Annotated in this window: 13 protein-coding genes; 9 read left to right on the top strand and 4 right to left on the bottom strand. The window is 46.9% G+C overall.

The window, feature by feature from the left end:
* Positions 1 to 163 precede the first annotated feature (163 nt).
* Entirely contained in the window at positions 164 to 1204 is a 1041-nt protein-coding gene (locus HMPREF0581_RS07260) for a proline racemase family protein (protein WP_009643661.1), read from the bottom strand.
* 476 nt (positions 1205 to 1680) lie between these two features.
* On the opposite strand from HMPREF0581_RS07260, the gene prdC reads away from it, so the two are divergent.
* The 7 genes from prdC to HMPREF0581_RS07300 all read left to right on the top strand — a co-directional run bounded on the left by prdC (position 1681) and on the right by HMPREF0581_RS07300 (position 8171).
* On the top strand, positions 1681 to 3027 hold the full coding sequence (prdC, locus tag HMPREF0581_RS07265) for a proline reductase-associated electron transfer protein PrdC (protein ID WP_009643656.1): 1347 nt from the start codon (positions 1681 to 1683) through the stop codon (positions 3025 to 3027).
* Between the two features lie 107 nt (positions 3028 to 3134).
* Positions 3135 to 4997, top strand: coding sequence for a D-proline reductase (dithiol) proprotein PrdA (gene prdA, locus HMPREF0581_RS07270; RefSeq protein ID WP_009643646.1), 1863 nt, complete (start codon positions 3135 to 3137; stop codon positions 4995 to 4997).
* A 28-nt stretch (positions 4998 to 5025) separates the two neighbouring features.
* Positions 5026 to 5295, top strand: coding sequence for a CBO2463/CBO2479 domain-containing protein (locus HMPREF0581_RS07275; protein ID WP_009643625.1), 270 nt, complete (start codon positions 5026 to 5028; stop codon positions 5293 to 5295).
* Positions 5296 to 5314: 19 nt separating this feature from the next.
* The gene (gene prdB, locus HMPREF0581_RS08635; RefSeq protein ID WP_083844304.1) at positions 5315 to 6040 is read left to right on the top strand and encodes a D-proline reductase (dithiol) protein PrdB; all 726 of its coding nucleotides are present in this window, start codon (positions 5315 to 5317) and stop codon (positions 6038 to 6040) included.
* A gap of 182 nt (positions 6041 to 6222) precedes the next feature.
* Positions 6223 to 6990, top strand: a complete 768-nt coding sequence (gene prdD, locus HMPREF0581_RS07290) for a proline reductase cluster protein PrdD (RefSeq protein WP_009643631.1) — start codon at positions 6223 to 6225, stop codon at positions 6988 to 6990.
* Positions 6991 to 7002: 12 nt separating this feature from the next.
* Entirely contained in the window at positions 7003 to 7485 is a 483-nt protein-coding gene (locus HMPREF0581_RS07295; RefSeq protein ID WP_009643626.1) for a glycine/sarcosine/betaine reductase component B subunit, read from the top strand.
* A 101-nt stretch (positions 7486 to 7586) separates the two neighbouring features.
* Positions 7587 to 8171 (top strand): flavodoxin domain-containing protein, encoded by a 585-nt coding sequence (locus tag HMPREF0581_RS07300; protein ID WP_169731152.1) that lies wholly within the window; start codon positions 7587 to 7589, stop codon positions 8169 to 8171.
* Positions 8172 to 8238: 67 nt separating this feature from the next.
* Here the strand turns inward: HMPREF0581_RS07300 and HMPREF0581_RS07305 are convergent, their stop codons facing one another.
* Positions 8239 to 9144 carry a hypothetical protein gene (locus HMPREF0581_RS07305; protein WP_009643636.1) on the bottom strand — a complete coding sequence of 302 codons (906 nt, stop codon included), beginning with the start codon at positions 9142 to 9144 and terminating at the stop codon, positions 8239 to 8241.
* Positions 9145 to 9407: 263 nt separating this feature from the next.
* Between HMPREF0581_RS07305 and HMPREF0581_RS07310 the strand changes: the two genes are divergently transcribed.
* Both HMPREF0581_RS07310 and HMPREF0581_RS08405 read left to right on the top strand, forming a co-directional pair.
* On the top strand, positions 9408 to 13109 hold the full coding sequence (locus HMPREF0581_RS07310) for a DNA polymerase III subunit alpha (protein WP_036381904.1): 3702 nt from the start codon (positions 9408 to 9410) through the stop codon (positions 13107 to 13109).
* 85 nt (positions 13110 to 13194) lie between these two features.
* On the top strand, positions 13195 to 13746 hold the full coding sequence (locus HMPREF0581_RS08405) for a flavodoxin domain protein (RefSeq protein WP_009643609.1): 552 nt from the start codon (positions 13195 to 13197) through the stop codon (positions 13744 to 13746).
* A gap of 6 nt (positions 13747 to 13752) precedes the next feature.
* On the opposite strand, the gene HMPREF0581_RS07320 is transcribed toward HMPREF0581_RS08405, so the two are convergent.
* Positions 13753 to 15225: a chorismate synthase gene (locus HMPREF0581_RS07320; protein ID WP_036381907.1), complete on the bottom strand. Its 1473-nt coding sequence runs from the start codon at positions 15223 to 15225 to the stop codon at positions 13753 to 13755.
* Between the two features lie 42 nt (positions 15226 to 15267).
* A complete protein-coding gene (locus tag HMPREF0581_RS07325) occupies positions 15268 to 16869 on the bottom strand; it encodes a 3-phosphoshikimate 1-carboxyvinyltransferase (RefSeq protein WP_051426972.1) in 1602 nt (533 codons plus the stop codon).
* Positions 16870 to 17054 lie beyond the last annotated feature (185 nt).

Raw genomic sequence — 17054 nt, forward strand, 5'->3', positions numbered from 1 at the left:
ATCTTCTTTCAAAAAAGATAAAACCGCTATAGCCATTGAAATTTCAATGGCTATAGCGGTTTTGTAACACGTTTTTTGTCCTATAAGCCGAAAAAGAAGAAGAGGCCGACCGACGTCAGCCCCTCCCTGTGACTTGTTATTAAAGAAGTTCTTTTAATCGCGATTACTTAGGTACTACGAACCCCTTTCCCAGAGCATCGTCCGGATCGATGAACCAAGTAGCTTCTCCGCAGAGGTATGCTGCTCCCTTAACCTGAGGAACAACCGCATCGAATTCTCCGACCTTAGTCTCGCTCTGAATCATGCCGTAGAACTTAGTTCCTATGAATGACTCATATACGAATTCCTTACCAACCGGAAGCTCACCTAGTGCGTGGAGCAGAGACATCTTAGCAGATGTACCGGTTCCGCATGGAGATCTGTCCAGCTGAGGATCGGCAGGATCACCGAAGACTACAAGGTTGCGCAGGTCGGCATCCGGAGTATCTGTGGTTGAGTAGTTCTCAACCAGGTCAACAGATGTGATGTCCAGCTCTGGGTGCTGAATCTCAACTGTTTTGTTAACTTCCTGCAGCATGAAGCTTGAGAACTTAGTTAAGAAGCCTGCTGTGTCAGGACCAACCTTGATACCGAAGTTCTTCTCTGTATCAACAAGAGCGAAGAACGAACCGCCAAAGCAGATATCATACACAATATCCTTGCCTTCGTACTCAACGTGAAGATCCTTCTTATATCTGAATGCGGGAACGTTCGTAAGAGTTACTCCGGTAACCTTTCCATCCTTAACATCAGCAATTGTTCTGATGATTCCGGCTGGGGCTTCAAGAACAACCTCGGTTTGAGGCTCCTTCATCTCCATAAGTCCGCCTTCAAGAATTGCAGTTACAGCACCGATTGTGCAGTGGCCGCACATGTTGAGGTAGCCGCCGCCATCCATGAAGAATACGCCGAAATCAGCTTCTTTGTTGCAAGGCTTTACAACGAAAGCACCGAACATGTCGTGGTGACCACGAGGCTCAAACATGAGAGCTGTTCTTAAATAATCATAATGCTCTTCCAGGAAGTGCTTTCTCTCGATCATTGTATTACCCTCTGTCTCCGGGCAATCAAGAGCCACTCTGCAGTACTCACCTTCAGTGTGAGCTTCGATAGTTCTGATAGGATCAGTATACTTTTTGTAATCAATCTTAGCTGTTAGTGCCATTGTCATGTACCTCCTTAGGTCAAACAAGTTATGAAATAAATAATTGCCACCTAAATAAACTATAGAACAGGGCATATTAAAAGTCAATAATATAACAAGCCCCTATTAAAGAAATAAATACATCATGTTAGCTCGTTGGATTTACAAAGGCTTGAATATACGGCATGCGGCGGTTTTTATAAAAATGTTGTGAACGTTTTATCGAAAAAAATATGTGTAAACCCACGTATCCATAAAAAATATTTGTCCAATAAATTATGTAATATGCTTGAAAAAATTACTGATAAGTGCATAGAGTGTCATAGAATTATATATAGAAAAACTCAATAGATAATCTGGCAATTATCATTGAAATAAATAAATTGTTATGTTATCATCAATCTAGAAAATACTGTGCAGCCCTTTATTTGCACGGCTTTTCGAACGATACACATTAATGATTTGTAGAGTCAAAAATTTTAAGGAGAGACTGTGTCATGGAAAATTTGCAGATTTTGTTGAGCCAGCATGTAGGTAAGCCATGTGCACCAATTGTTAAAGTTGGTGACAAAGTTAAGAAGGGCACCCTCATAGCGGAACCAACAGGTCTCGGCGCAAATATCTTCTCAAGCGCATATGGCGTTGTAGAAGAAATAACAGACGAGATGATTGTTATTAAGCCTGATGAAGAGCAGAAAGACGAGTATGTTCAGATTCCGGAGGGAACACCTCTTGAGATGATTAAGGCTGCTGGAGTTGTAGGAATGGGCGGAGCCGGATTCCCAACTGCAGTTAAGATTGATACACATTTTGAGAACGGCGGTTACGTTCTTATTAATGCTTCTGAGTGCGAGCCCGGACTCAAGCACAACGTTCAGCAGATAGAAGATGAGCCGGAGAAGGTTATCCGCGGAGTTAAGCTCGTGATGGAGATTTCCGGAGCTGACAAGGCTATCTTCGCTATCAAGAAGAAGAATCGCAAAGCTGTTGAAACCCTTGATGCACTTCTTAAGGATGAACCGAATATCTCGAGACATCTTCTGCCGGATATCTACCCGATGGGAGAAGAAAGAGCTGTAGTCAGAGAATGTCTTGGAATAGAGCTGGAGCCAAGCCAGCTGCCGTCTGCTGCAAACTCGGTTGTAATCAACAGCGAGACTTGCGCAAGAGTTGCTGAGGCTGTAGACGAGAGAAAGCCATCGTTCCTCAAGAACCTCACCGTTCGCGGTAAGCTAAACGGCGGTTCTGAGGCTCACGTATTTATAGATGTTCCGGTTGGAACAAGCGTGCGTTCTCTAATTGAGAGAGCCGGCGGTATTGACGGCGAGTACGGCGAGATCGTAATGGGTGGTGCATTCACAGGCAAGTCCACTGATCTGGATGCCCCTATCACTAAGACGACCGGAGCTATCCTGGTATCGATGCCGTTCATGGATCTGCATGGAGCCAGCATGGGAATCCTGGTATGTGCATGCGGTGGTAATTATGAGAGAATGCAGGAGCTCTGCAAGAAGTACAATGCAAAGGAGGTTTCGCATTGTTACTGCAAGCAGGCTCAAGAGCAGAAGAATGGCTCGAGAAAGTGCGAGAGACCGGGGAACTGTCCGGGACAGGTTGCTAACAACCTACAATTCAAGAAGGACAAGTGTGAGTACATCATCATAGGAAACTGCTCCGACTGCTCGAACACTGTAATGGCCTCCGGTCCTAAGATGGGACTTAAGGTTCTTCACCAGACAGACCATGTCATGAGGGCTGTTGATCATCCGTTGTACAGAACTCTGAGAGTTTCTAAGCAGGTTGATCAGGATCTCGACGTAGTGGATAACGTTGAGAGCAACTAATGATATTTAATCCGAGTGCCTCATTTGCCCGATCATTTGAGGCGCGATCGGAGTAAATATAGAATTTTGCATTTGCAAAGGCAATATTTTTAAGGAGGAAGATCGATATGTCAATCACAGCTGAAACAGCTAAACAACATGCGAACGACCCAGCGGTACTATGCTGCAGAGCAGAGGAAGGCACTGTTCTTGAGCCGGCTAACTTCGAAGATCCAGCAATTTTCCCAGATCTAATTGATTCTGGTCTGCTGAATACCGAGGGAGCTCTCAAGCTGGGCCAGGTACTTAACGGATCGAAACTAACTAAAACTGTTGATTCCTTAACTCCAGTTACACCGGACATCGTAGATAAGTACGATGCTGATGAGGCTGCAGAGGAAGAAGCTCCGGCAGCAGAGGCGGAGGCAGCTCCGGTAGCCGCAGCTCCGGCAGTAGCTCCTGTAGCTTCCGCAGCAGGAACAATCAAGCTGCACATTGGAGAGGGCAAGAACATCGACATTGAGCTCCCTGCAGGACTCGGTGGCGGAGTTGTAGCTCCGGCTCAGACAGCAGTAGCAGCAGCGCCGGCAGTTGCAACCGCAGCTCCGGTAGATGAGGATGCTGAGACTGTTTTAAGGGAGATGACAAGAAAGCACTACAAGATCAACAAGGTTGTTCTTGGAGATGAGACTAAGATTGAGGGAGACACTCTCTACGTTCGCAAGAGCGCAGCAACAGAGGGTGCAGAAGCTCAGAGATTGGTTCAGTCCCTGGAGCTTAGCCTGATCACACCGGATGACTATCACGTGTACACAGAGACAGTAATGGATATCCAGCCAATTGCTACTAAGGAAGATTCCGACATGGGACTTGGCGAGGGCGTTACAAAGGTTCTCGATGGTGTAGTCATGGTAGTAACCGGTATCACAGAAGAAGGTGTTCAGGTCGGTGAATTCGGCTCTTCCGAGGGATACATCGACGAGAACATGATGTGGGGTCGTCCCGGTGCTGTTGATAAGGGTGAGATCATGATCGTTGCTCACGCAGTTATCGACAACAAGAAGAACATGGAGAGGCCGGGACCTATAGCAGTTCACACTGCAGTAGATCACGTAACTTCTGAGATCAGAGAAGCTATGAAGAGAGATCTTAAGGATGTAGCACCGGCTGAGGAGCAGATTCTTCAGCAGACAAGACACCCGGGAAAGAAGAAGATCGTTATCGTTAAGGAGATCATGGGACAGGGTGCTATGCACGACAACTTCCTATTCCCTAACGACCCTGTAGGTGTACTGGGAGCTAAGCCAAACGTTGACCTCGGTAACGTTCCGGTTATGGCTAACCCTCTTGAGGTACTCGATGGTTGTATCCACGCTCTGACATGCATCGGACCTGCTTCCAAGGAGATGTCAAGGCACTACTGGAGAGAGCCGCTGGTTCTTGAGGCTGTACATGACCCGGATGTTGACGTAGTTGGTGTAATCTTCGTTGGATCACCTCAGGCTAACGCTGATAAGTTCTACGTATCCAGAAGACTCGGTCAGATGGTTGAGTCCATGGGCGTTGACGGTGCATTCGTTACGACAGAAGGATTCGGAAACAACCATGTTGACTTCACAAGCCACATCGAGCAGATTGGTAAGAGAGGAATTCCGGTTGTAGGATTCTCATTCTGCGCTGTACAGGGTGCTCTTGTAACGGGTAACAAGTTCTGCGATGCTATGATCGACAACAACAAGTCCATGTCCGGAATCGAGAACGAGGTTCTTGCTTGCAACACTCTCTGCACAGAGGATGCTCTCCGTGGACTTGCTATGCTGAAGGCTAAGATGGCCGGCGAAGAGATTAAGGCTCCGGAGAGAAAGTACAACGTAAATGTTAAGAATAACAACGTTGAGCTCATCGAGAAGGTTACTGGCAAGAAGATGGAACTCGTAGATAACGAGCAGTCGCTTCCTATCAGTGAGAAGAGAAAGGAAAAGTACGACTAGTTTATAGTTAGGAAGGTAGATATTACTGATGAAGTATGGGGATAAGATAATCAAGGTTGAGGGAATCATTACAGAAGTGCATGATGGAGGAATCTGTGTTGACATCAAGGGTCGATTGGGAGAACTCAAGGTGCCGATGAGGATGGTTATCTCGGATTATCCACTGGAAGTAGGCCAGACGGTTGCCTGGAATATGAGTTTCATAGAGCAGGAGGGACCGGAGGTCAACGAGAAATACGTAAGTAATATCGATATTCTAAATAGACGTCGTGCTGAATATGCTGAAAAGCACAAATAAACTAAGGAGGAAAAGACAAATGAGTATGACAGTTGTAAAAGGCTTACAATCTGAAATATTTGTTCCTATTACACCTAAGTCAGTATTTACACCAGTAACAAAGCCACTCAAAGAGATGACAGTTGCTCTTGCTACTGCTGCAGGTGTACACGTAAAGACAGATAAGAGATTCAACCTCGCTGGAGACTTCACTTGGAGAAAGGTTCCGGATGATATTCCATCAAGCGAGCTAATGGTAACACATGGTGGATATGACAACTCTGATGTTAACAAGGACATCAACTGCATGTTCCCAATCGACAGACTCCACGAGCTGAGAGATGAGGGATTCATCAAGGCAACAGCTCCTACACATGCCGGATTCATGGGTGGTGGTGGAAACATCGAGAAATTCACTAACGAAACCGGTCCACAGATCGCTCAGATGCTCAAGGATGAAGGCGTTGACGCTGCAATCCTTACAGCCGGATGAGGAACCTGCCACCGCTCTGCAACAATCGTGCAGAGAGCAATTGAGGAAGCAGGAATTCCTACTGTTATCATTGCAGCGCTTCCACCTGTTGTAAGACAGGCAGGATCTCCGCGTGCGGCAGCTCCAATCGTACCTATGGGTGCTAATGCAGGTGCTCCACATGACGTAGTGATGCAGAAGGCAATCGTAAAGGCAACGCTTGAGCTTCTCGAGACAATCGAGACTCCGGGAAAGATTGTTCCACTGCCTTTCGAGTATCACGCTGTAATCTAGTTCTAGAACTTAATAGGACATCGGAAACGAAGACGGGGCAGATGTATATCTGCCCCTTTTTTCAAAAAAACATTCGAGAAATTCTTAACACATTTGCCACCTAATCATATAAGGATGATCGGATGATGTAGCAATTATTTAAGTATAGTAATTACTGGAAGTTAAAGTATTGAGGTATGCAAATGAGTGTACAGGAAATTGATTTGAGAAGACTTGTCATCAAGGCATTTCATATGAATAGCGTTGAGATGGGTGAGCACAACCATGTAGCGTACAATGGCGAGATGGTCGTATCTGAGGAAATTATTCCATCCCTTCTGGAGAAATATGATGCTATCGACAACATTGGTATTCAGATTATAAAGCCGGGAGATCATGATAGATGGACTAATACCATCATGGATATTATTCCTATCTCGGCAAAGGTTCTGGGAAAGTGCGGAGAAGGAATAACGCATACTATCACAGGAGTGTATGTGATGCTTACCGGTGTTGATACTGAGGGCAAGCAAACTCACGAGTTTGGATCTTCGGAAGGAAAACTCAGTGAACAACTGGTGCTCGGTAGAGCCGGAACACCGGGAGAGGACGATTATATCATTTCTTTTGATGTAACCTTTAAGAAGGAGATGGGTCAGGAGAGATACGGATGCCTACAGGGGCATCAGGCTTGTGATGACTTCATTCAGACTTATAGAGAGCAGATGAAGAAGTTTGACGGTAACAAAGCTACAGAGCGTCATGAGTATCATGATGTTGTTAGACCCGGACAGAAGAAAGTGCTGATAATCAGACAGGTCGCCGGTCAGGGTGCTATGTACGACACATATTTGTTCCCGGATGAGCCATCAGGTGCTCACGGCGGACGTTCTATAATAGAGATGAACAATATGCCTGTGTTCTTGACTCCAAACGAGTACAGAGACGGCGCTATTCGTTCGATGCAATAGGGAGGTGCTGATATGGGAATTGGTCCTTCGACTAAAGAAACAAGCTTGCACCACTTCAGAGATCCACTGGTAGAGATCGTTGGTGCAGATTCGGGAATTGACCTGATGGGAGTGCTCCTGTTCGGTACATCCGATGATAACAAGGAAAAGCTCAGAAACAGCAAGCGTGCAGCTGTAATGGCGCAGGGTATGCGTGCAGATGGCGTTATCGTTACCTCTGACGGTTGGGGTAACAGTGATGTAGACTATACAAACTGCGTGGAAGAGCTTGGAGAGATGGGCATCCCGATGTCCGGACTCAACTTCAGCGGAACCGTGGCTACGTTTGTGGTAGAGAATGAATATTTACAGAACAATATCGTAGACATCAACAAGAACCCGGAGGGTATTGAATCGAACATTGTGGGTGAGAATAACATGACTGCAGACGATGTTAAGAAGGCTCTGATGATTCTTAAGATCCGCATGAAGGAAAAAGAATTAAAAAATAGATAAATCGCAACCTGGTGTATGCGATTATGCTATAATACGTATGAGGGATGACGGATAATTCCGGCATCCCTCATTTTGTAGATAACATAAGAGGTGTGGGATACATGAGAAATCCAAACAGACAGGCGGCGAAGCGCAGAGCTGTAGAATCGGAAGGCTCTGACACAATACTGATATACAATTCGAGCAACGGAGCTACCGAACAGTACGCAGAATGGATATCTAAGGCGTTAGACTGCGATGTTATGAAGTATTCGAGGGGAAAGCTCGGGTATGCATCGATGTATCAGAATATAATATTCGGAAGCTGGATAAGAGGCGGGGAGATTACGCGCTACAATATGCTGCGAGCGAATCTTGTTAACTTCGGAATAGAGAACAACAATTTGATCGTCTTTGCCACAGGCATCATCAAGCCGTCAGATGAGTATACCGCATACGTAAAAAGCCTCAATGGATGCAAGCAGCTTCCTGAAGGATGCTTCCATCTGCTTCCCGGCAGATATGATCCTAGCGGATGTAAGAGCGCAGATAGGCTGGCACTCAAGGCGATGGGTGATAGGATATTTACACCGCTCTCAAAGGAAGAAATATCGGCCGCTAGAGATAGGTTCAAGGTTGGATATGATGGTGTAGAGATAGAGACAATAAAGCCAATCATAGAAAAGGTGCTTGAGTTTAGACAGTAACTGAATACGAAAATTAAAAAAGGTCTCCGTCAGGAGACCTTTTTGAACGTTGAATCAAACAATGCGATTAAGCATTCTTCTTCTTGTTGTCTGCAACAGCGTCCTTACCAAACATGAATGCTGTGAAGAATACAACCACAATGACAATTTTCATCAGGATATCAAGCGGCAAGCTCTTTACGAGGAAGTAAGCGATGCAAACACCGATAACTCCACCTACCATCTGGCATAGCGTGCAAACCATGTCGAATCTGTTTTCCTTGATGAACTTAGGACCGTTACCAAACGCCATCAGGTATGCGCAAGAGCCCATCATGATTGGGAACGCAGCTCCGACGTTCATTCCGAGTACGGATACGAGCGCCAAGCAAGGAGCATAGAGTCCTACACCGATGTTCATGAGAGCACCGAGGAAGAAGTTAATTACTACAGCCACGACCAACTTTACCCCGTGCAGAGCAGTTGCAGTTCCAACGAGACCGAAAGGTCCAATCTGAGCAGTCTTGCACGCCATCACAGTGCCGAGAATCAGAAGACCGATGCACATTCCGATACGAACCTTGTGCTGATCCCACTTTGTAACGAATCCGGCTCCCACGAATGCACCGAGTACAGCTGCGACCAGCATGGAAATAAGTGTAAGAGTGTCAACCTCAACGAATCCGAAGAACAGGAATGCCTCCAAAAGTACAGGGAGAGTATCTCCGACATTCAGAGTTCCCGGAATATAAATATCTTTGATGGAACCTCTGATCTTGAACAGTGCGCAGGATGTAGCATACGAGCCGATACCCAGAGTATCAAAGAAGTTGGCAACAAGACCTACCATAGCGTTCCAAGGAGCAAATCTCTTCTGCTCTGCCCATTCAGCCTTGCCTTCTTCTGTTGCAAGATTAGATTTAATCTTCATTGCTGTCAGCGCAATACAGAGAACCATTCCGATTACGCAAAGTCCTTTTAATACAATTAACATAATAACCTCCATACGTCTAAAAACGATGTAAAAAGATAATTCCAAACAGACTCCCGATCGTCTGTCTATGTTCTGATTATAGTACTTTGATATATGTTTGTCAATAATATAAAGATAATATGTAGTTATTGTTAAAAGATTTATCAAGTGATTTATATTTAGCTTTTTATAGCCCTGATGTGATACAATTTACCAATCGAATTAGAGAAAAAATTTTAATTTCCCGTTATATATCATGGTTAAATTAACAGAATGAGGTAGAGATGGCATTTACGCACTTACACGTTCACTCTGAATACAGTCTGCTGGACGGAATGTCCAGGATCAGCGAAGCGCCCGAATACGTCAAAAGCCTGGGAATGGATTCTCTGGCTATTACGGATCACGGTGTCATGTTCGGAATTGTTGATTTCTATAAGTCGTGCAAGAAGGCCGGTATTAAGCCTATCATCGGATGTGAGGTCTACGTGGCTGCACGCACTAGATTTGACAAGGATCCGGAGCGTGACAGGGGTATGTTCCACTTGATCCTGTTAGCTGAGAACATGACCGGATACAAGAATCTTACCAAGATTGTTTCAATCGGTTTCACGGAGGGGTTCTATTTTAAGCCAAGGGTTGATAAGGAAGTATTGCGCGAACACAGCGAAGGAATCATCTGCCTGTCTGCGTGTCTTGCAGGAGCAATTCCTCGGAAAATTCTGGGCGGTGACTACTCCGGAGCTGAGGCGGAGGCAATTGAACTACAGGAGATATTCGGAAAGGACAATTTCTTTCTGGAGATACAGAACCATTTTCTTGATGAGGACAAGGCGGTAACTGAGGGGCTTGTCAGGCTTGCTAAGGAAATTGGTGCACCGCTGGTCGCTACAAATGATGCGCACTATATAAAGCGGAGCGATGCCAAGGCGCACGATGTACTGCTTGCTATCCAAACGGGAACAACCGTGGACGATGAAAATCGCATGCGCTTTGCAAATGACGAGTTCTATCTGAAGGATGAGTCGGAGATGTTCTCGCTGTTTCCCGATTTACCGGAGGCTATCGAGAATACGCACAGGGTTGCGGAACGCTGCAATGTGGAGTTTGAATTCGGGAACTACCATCTGCCGGAGTTCATCTCACCGGGTGGATTAACCAATCGTGAATATCTCAGGCAGCTCTGCTATCAGGGCCTCGAACGTCGTTACGGCAGTGAAGCGCTTGAAGATGGCAATTTTTATCGCGAAAGGCTTGAGGGCGAGCTGTCGGTGATCGAGTCGATGGGCTATGTCGAGTACTTTCTGATTGTGTGGGACTTTATCCACTATGCCAAGAGCAACGGAATCCCGGTTGGTCCGGGCAGAGGCTCTGCGGCGGGAAGTATCGTGGCGTACAGCCTGGCGATTACCGAGATAGATCCGATTAAATATAATTTGATTTTTGAGAGATTCCTAAATCCTGAGCGTGTCAGCATGCCGGATATCGACGTCGATTTCTGTATCGACCGCAGGCAGGAGGTCATCGATTACGTTGTACGCAAATATGGGAAGGACAAGGTGTCGCAGATTATAACCTTTGGAACGCTCAAAGCCAAGGCTGCAGTCAGAGATGTCGGGAGGGTGCTCAACGCCAGCTATGCAGAGGCGGATGCGATTGCCAAGGCTATCCCGAATGAATTGGGAATAACTATCAGCAAGGCACTGGATATAAATCGCGACCTGCGCACTCGCTATGAGACTGAACCGCTGGTTAAAAACATCCTTGATATGTCGATGGCTGTTGAGGGCATGCCTCGTCATTCCTCTACACACGCTGCAGGTATCGTGATCAGCAAGATGCCGTTGGACGAATATGTACCTCTGTATATGTCGGACAAGGGGCTGGCAACTCAGTTCAACATGACTACAATCGAAGAGCTGGGCTTGCTTAAAATGGACTTTTTGGGTCTCAGAAATCTCACTATGATCAACGAGGCTCTGCAGCTGATAAAGGAAAATCATGACGTAGAGATTGATTTCGGCAAGATGGATTATGACGATCCTGCTGTATATGACATGATTGCCAAGGGCAACACTCAGGGAATCTTTCAGCTCGAGAGCACCGGGATGACCGAATTTATGAAGAATTTAAGCCCTTCGTGCTTCGAAGATATAGTAGCCGGAATCTCGCTGTACAGGCCGGGGCCTATGGATTCGATTCCGAAGTATATAGATAATAAGAAGAATCCCGACCATGTCAAATATGTTGATCTTCATCTGGAGCCAATCCTCAATGTTACATACGGCTGCATGGTGTATCAGGAGCAGGTAATGCAGATTGTGCGTGACCTCGGCGGATATTCTTATGGACGCTCGGACCTTGTGCGCCGTGCAATGTCCAAGAAAAAGATGAGCGTCATGCTTGAGGAGAAGAAATATTTTATACACGGAAAAGACGATTCAGATGGAACACCTGCAATCAGGGGGTGCATCGCTAACGGAATTCCTGAGAAGGCTGCTGAAGCGATATTTGACGACATGGTTAGCTTTGCGGAATATGCGTTTAACAAATCGCACGCTGCCGCGTATGCTGTCATTTCATATGAGACCGCATATCTGAAAGCGCACTACCCTGTAGAGTTCATGGCCGCGCTGATGTCCAGCGTTATGGGAGAGCCAAGGCACATCGCTGCATACATTAGGAATTGCAAGGAGCTGGGAATAGAGGTGCTGCCACCTTCCGTGCTGCACAGCAGGCGCAAGTTCACTGCGAAGGATGGCAAGATTAGATTTGGTCTATTGGCTATCAAGAACGTAGGTACAGGAATTGTAGATGCTATCGTCGAGGGCAGACGGGGGTGCAATATAGATAATTTGTACGACTTCATCAAGTCGATAGATCCCTCGGAGCTCAACAAGAAGGCTGTCGAGTGCCTTATTAAAGCGGGCGCTATGGATGAGTTTACTCCGAATAGAGCGGCGCTTCTCGCAATCAGTGACGATGCCGTCGGAGCTGCACAGAGCAGTGCACGTAAGCTTTCAAAGGATCAGATATCTCTGTTCCAATTGGATTCTGACCTGATGGAGGATGTCAAGACTGCTCCGGAGCTGCCGGATATTCAGAATTTTGACATGGCGCATCTATTGGCTATGGAAAAGGAAATGATGGGTGTTTATCTGTCCGGCCATCCTCTCGACAAGTACCGCGAGCTGATTGGGAAGAATATTACCGCGAATACAGGTGAGATATTTGATTCGAATACGAATGGCAGAGATGAAGAAGCTGCCGAATTTGCAGTGGATAGCGGCAGCAATAATGGGAAATTCCGTGATGGTGACAGCGTCATCATGGCGGGCTTGGTTGGAAACTTGAGGCGAATGGTCACAAAATCCAATCAGGAGATGGCGCGACTCACCATTGAAGATTATTATGGTGTGATTACGGCAATTGTATTCCCCAGAGATTATGCTAAGACGAAGTACATCCTCGCAAATGATGCAATCGTCGCAATCAAGGGAACGCTCAGCTTTAAGGAGGATTCAGATCCTGAGATTCTTGTCAACAGAGTTACGGAGATTGAGCGTATCAGTGAGTTTGAGGAACAGGGTTACGGAAATGAGCGCTCCGGCATGAGAAGATATTCACGCAGCAGCTCATATGGAAATCGCAATTCGGCTGACGAGCTTGCGGACGGCAGAGGACCTGCACGAGCTGACTCATTCCCCGGAACAGCTGCTAACTATAGTAAATCCGATAAATTGAAGCTACATAGCGATGAACGCTACCTTAAGCTTAGGGTAAGCAACGAGCTGGTCGAACAGCTTGGTGCGGACGAGATTCAGCAGAGAATCCTCGGATCGGCATCTGCGCATAGAGGGCGGATAGTGATGCTGATATATCTGCCCGGGCAGAAGCCTATGCGTTCGGCAAACGGAGTTTCAATCGATGAAAACCTTCTGATTGAGCTTGAGCAGCTGCTGGGTAAGGAAAATGTAAAATATTAGTGTACTTAGGGAGATATTGCGGGTAAAAAAGATATGTTTGAAATAAAGATAAGATTAACAACAGTTTCGTATTTGGAGAGATATTGTGGGTAAAAAAGCCATAGTGATATACAATTCTAAACGCGGTTCGACTAAGCAGTACGCAGAATGGATAGCTTCGGAGCTCGATTGCACTGCTGTCCCGCTGATTAACTTTGATTACGGGTCACTCGACCGATTCGATGTCGTGATATTTGGAGGCTGGCTCAGGGGCAGCGGTATAGTGGGCTTCGATAAGTTCAGGAAGCAGATTGTAGGGTGTGAAGATAAGCTTATCCTGTTTGTAACCGGAATTTCGGAGTATAATCCGGCGAACTATCAGCAGATATGCGAGATCAACTTTAAGGATGGCGTGAATATGCAGAATACGCTGCTGTACTTTTGCCCCGGACGTTATGTTCCCGGAGAAGTGAAGGGGCTCGATAAATTCCTTATGGCAGTATCCAAGAAGGTGCTATTGTCCGGAACCACCGACAAGGAGTCGGCTGCTGCTGCAAATTCGATGGTAGATGCAATCGTGAACGGTGTGGATAACGTCGATGAGCGATATGCGAAGCAGGTAATACGGGCTGCACTGAGACGTCTTCGAGATGAATGAGTCTGCTCATTTCCTCGTAATGAAATCTTTCTGGTGCTTACAGCTTGCGTTTATTATAGCTTTAAATATATCTTTATTTAAATCCGCCAAATCACGGCTGGAACGTGACTGCAGCTTTGAGAGCAACGAGTCCTCCCTAGGTTGATCAACAATCTCAAGGTTGTGCTCCTGCTTGTATATCGCGACGGCTTCTGCAACTCTAAGGCGCTGTTCGATTAGTGGCAGCAGCTGAGAATCGATGGCATCTATTTCGGATCTGCAATCCGATATGTGCTGAACACCGGAGTCACCGCTGTTCAACATGCCATCAAGCTGCTCATCCGGCGCAGTGGATGCAGCTTGGCCGGCAGTCGAAGCGTCCTTATCGCTATTGATAGAGTAGCAAGCCTTACCGTACCGCGCGATTGCTTGGCCGGCAGTCGAAGCGTCCTTATCGCTATTCTCAATTTGCACGTATTCGCTCTTAATATCTGCCGATTCCCCTGGCTGCTGTGATAGCATTACATCGACCAGCACAATTGCGGTTGCAGCCTCTATACATGGAAGTGCCCTCGGAACGATACACGGATCATGCCTGCCATGAACCTCGATTTCAGTTTCTTCCCTGCTGTCATATATTATGGTGCGCTGAACCCTTGCAATAGAAGGGGTTGGCTTGATAGCGACTCTGAATTCAATATCCATACCGTCGCTGATACCGCCGAGTATTCCTCCGCAGTTATTGGTTCGTGTGCGCACATTTCCCTTTGCATCGTAATAAAACTCGTCATTGTTTTCGCTGCCGTACATTTCAGCTGCGCCAAATCCGGCGCCAAATTCAATGCCCTTTACGGCAGGTATTCCGAAAATCGCCTGTGAAAGCCTTCCTTCAAGCCCCTCAAAAAGAGGTCCGCCATAGCCCGCGGCCAATCCGCTTACTGTACAGATCACTGTGCCGCCGACGGAATCTCGGAGCGCCTGCGCCTTGACAATTTCGGACAGAGGCTCTGAAGAATTTCCATGAATGTCGTGAATGGAAGCGCTTACAGCAATGCCCTCGGATTCCAGTATCTGCTTGCAAATTCCTCCCGCGATGCAGAGAGGCGCTGTCATGCGTCCCGAAAATGCGCCACCGCCGCGCGAGTCCTCGTGACCCTTGTATTTGACGTGAGCTGTATAGTCGGCATGACCGGGCCGGGGTGTGCGAGCCAGCGCGGAGTAGTCGGAGGATTTGACGTCCGTGTTGTATATAATTGCTTTGATCTGTTCTCCGGTTGTCATGCCGTCCTTGATCCCGCTGATGAATTCAGGGTGATCCGGCTCCTTGCGCGCTGTCGATAAATTGCTTTGGCCGGGTGCTCTGCGCGTCATGAAGGTCGCCAGAGCTTCTTCACCAATCCGGATGCCGGGTGGCAAACCGTCGAGAATCATGCCAATCGACGTACCGTGTGATGTGCCGAATATAGATAATGTTAGCTTTTCACCTCGTAAAACAGACATAAGCTCTCCTTTATATATTACTTTATATATTAATAATATATGTCAGTCATCGTCCGACAATACTTTTGTAGTGAAACCGAGCCGTCCCAACACCTTAAAGAAATCGGGATACGACTTAGCTACTGCTCGGCAGCCGTGAATTCTGACAGGCTGCTCGCTCACCAGGGAAGCCGCCGCAAGCATCATTATAATCCTGTGGTCGCCGTATCCGTCTCCGACGTAGCTTCCGCTGAGAATTCCTGTCCCCATTATTACAAGTCCGTCTGACGTCTCCGATATATCAGCTCCAAGCTCCGTGAGGACTGCACATGTGCCGGACAGCCTGTCGCTTTCCTTTAGTCTCGCCCGCTTTGCGCCATATATCTGCGTTCTGCCGCGAGCTTGTGTTGCAAGCAGAGCTATAATAGGGACTAGATCCGGACAATCCGAAGCATCAATGGCATCGATAGACTTAAATCCCTCTGACGGATATATGTCCACAGTTCCATTTAGCGTGCTGATTGCATCAGGATAGCACCTGAGCTTGATGCCGAATTCCTTCAGCAAATCCAAAATCCGCCTATCGCCCTGCTCCGACCGGAGCGGCAGGTTGGTTACTCGTAACTGCTCGCCGGATAGGGCGCCAATAGCCAGCAGCACTGCAGCGTTTGACCAGTCGCCTTCAATTTCAAGGGCATTTACTGTGCCGACCTTTCCGACATAGCGCTGATTACCCGGAATTGTATAGATCCACTCGTCAGAAGCAGAAGTACACCTGATATCGATACCGTATCTGCGCAGCACGGAAAGCGTCATCCTCACATATGCCTTTGACTCAAACCTCCCGCGAATTCGAATGACGCTATCTGATTCGAGTAGAGGTAGTGCGAACAATAATCCGCTTATGAACTGCGAGGATTGGGGACTATCAAAGGTAAACTCGCCGGACTGCAGCCTTTGATTGGGGAGCCTGCCGGAAATCCGGAGTGAATCGGGTGTATCTCTAGTAATTTTCATCCCGTGCAGCTCCAGCTGCTCGTTGAGCTCAGAGATTGGACGATCACTTAGTCTGCCGTGCAGCTTAAATTCAGCATCGACTCCCAGTGACGCAACTACAGGTAGGAGAAATCGGAGGGTAGTCCCGCTTTCCTTGCAATCTATGATCAGCCGGCTGCACATAGAACCGCCGCTCCTTTCAGATTCACCTTTCCTGTTAACTACGCCGTTATGCCCGGCAGTGGACGGGATATCGAATCGCTCCGGAGTGCCGGCGTTCCTGTTAATTACGTTGTTCTTCCGGGGCGGCTGATTGGGAAGCTTGACCATAGCCTCATAGGTTGCAAGTATATCGTCGGATAAATCCGTGATATCGAGCTGCAATTCATGCCCCGCAAGGGAGGCAGCAATAATCTCTCTGTGCAGGTATGACTTTGAGGCAGGGGCAGCGACATGCTTGATATGGGTAAAACTCGGAAAGTCGGCGGGTGGTACGTCAGCACGGCTTGAATTTCCACATACCTCATGAGTGGATCGCTCCAGAATACATTTGAGCTTATCAGGATTGATACCGCACATATACGTTACAGCGACAAAGCCGATGATGACGAGCACCGTACATGCCGGTTGATATTCAGATATTAGTTCCCCGAGTTTAGATAACAGCATCGACGCACCTCAACACACAGCGATTATTTTGTATTTTAGTTAGCAACGAATACGCGCTGTGTACATCCGCATATAAATTAGTGTTCCTATGCGGTAATTGTAACAGGTACGCGGGTAGGGAGCAAATATCATAAATATTAAACCATAGGTTTACTTTAAATTATATTGATTGATACTATTATGTC

Source organism: Mogibacterium timidum ATCC 33093 (assembly GCF_000525775.1).
Taxonomy (GTDB): Bacteria; Bacillota; Clostridia; order Peptostreptococcales; family Anaerovoracaceae; genus Mogibacterium; species Mogibacterium timidum.

Coding starts and splice junctions, on each gene's coding strand:
- prdD (WP_009643631.1), top strand. CDS start 6,223: ATGAGTGTACAGGAAATTGATTTGAGAAGACTTGTCATCAAGGCATTT.
- prdC (WP_009643656.1), top strand. CDS start 1,681: ATGGAAAATTTGCAGATTTTGTTGAGCCAGCATGTAGGTAAGCCATGT.
- HMPREF0581_RS07275 (WP_009643625.1), top strand. CDS start 5,026: ATGAAGTATGGGGATAAGATAATCAAGGTTGAGGGAATCATTACAGAA.
- prdA (WP_009643646.1), top strand. CDS start 3,135: ATGTCAATCACAGCTGAAACAGCTAAACAACATGCGAACGACCCAGCG.
- HMPREF0581_RS07320 (WP_036381907.1), bottom strand. CDS start 15,225: ATGTCTGTTTTACGAGGTGAAAAGCTAACATTATCTATATTCGGCACA.
- HMPREF0581_RS07260 (WP_009643661.1), bottom strand. CDS start 1,204: ATGGCACTAACAGCTAAGATTGATTACAAAAAGTATACTGATCCTATC.
- HMPREF0581_RS07325 (WP_051426972.1), bottom strand. CDS start 16,869: ATGCTGTTATCTAAACTCGGGGAACTAATATCTGAATATCAACCGGCA.
- HMPREF0581_RS07305 (WP_009643636.1), bottom strand. CDS start 9,144: ATGTTAATTGTATTAAAAGGACTTTGCGTAATCGGAATGGTTCTCTGT.
- HMPREF0581_RS07310 (WP_036381904.1), top strand. CDS start 9,408: ATGGCATTTACGCACTTACACGTTCACTCTGAATACAGTCTGCTGGAC.
- HMPREF0581_RS07295 (WP_009643626.1), top strand. CDS start 7,003: ATGGGAATTGGTCCTTCGACTAAAGAAACAAGCTTGCACCACTTCAGA.
- HMPREF0581_RS07300 (WP_169731152.1), top strand. CDS start 7,587: ATGAGAAATCCAAACAGACAGGCGGCGAAGCGCAGAGCTGTAGAATCG.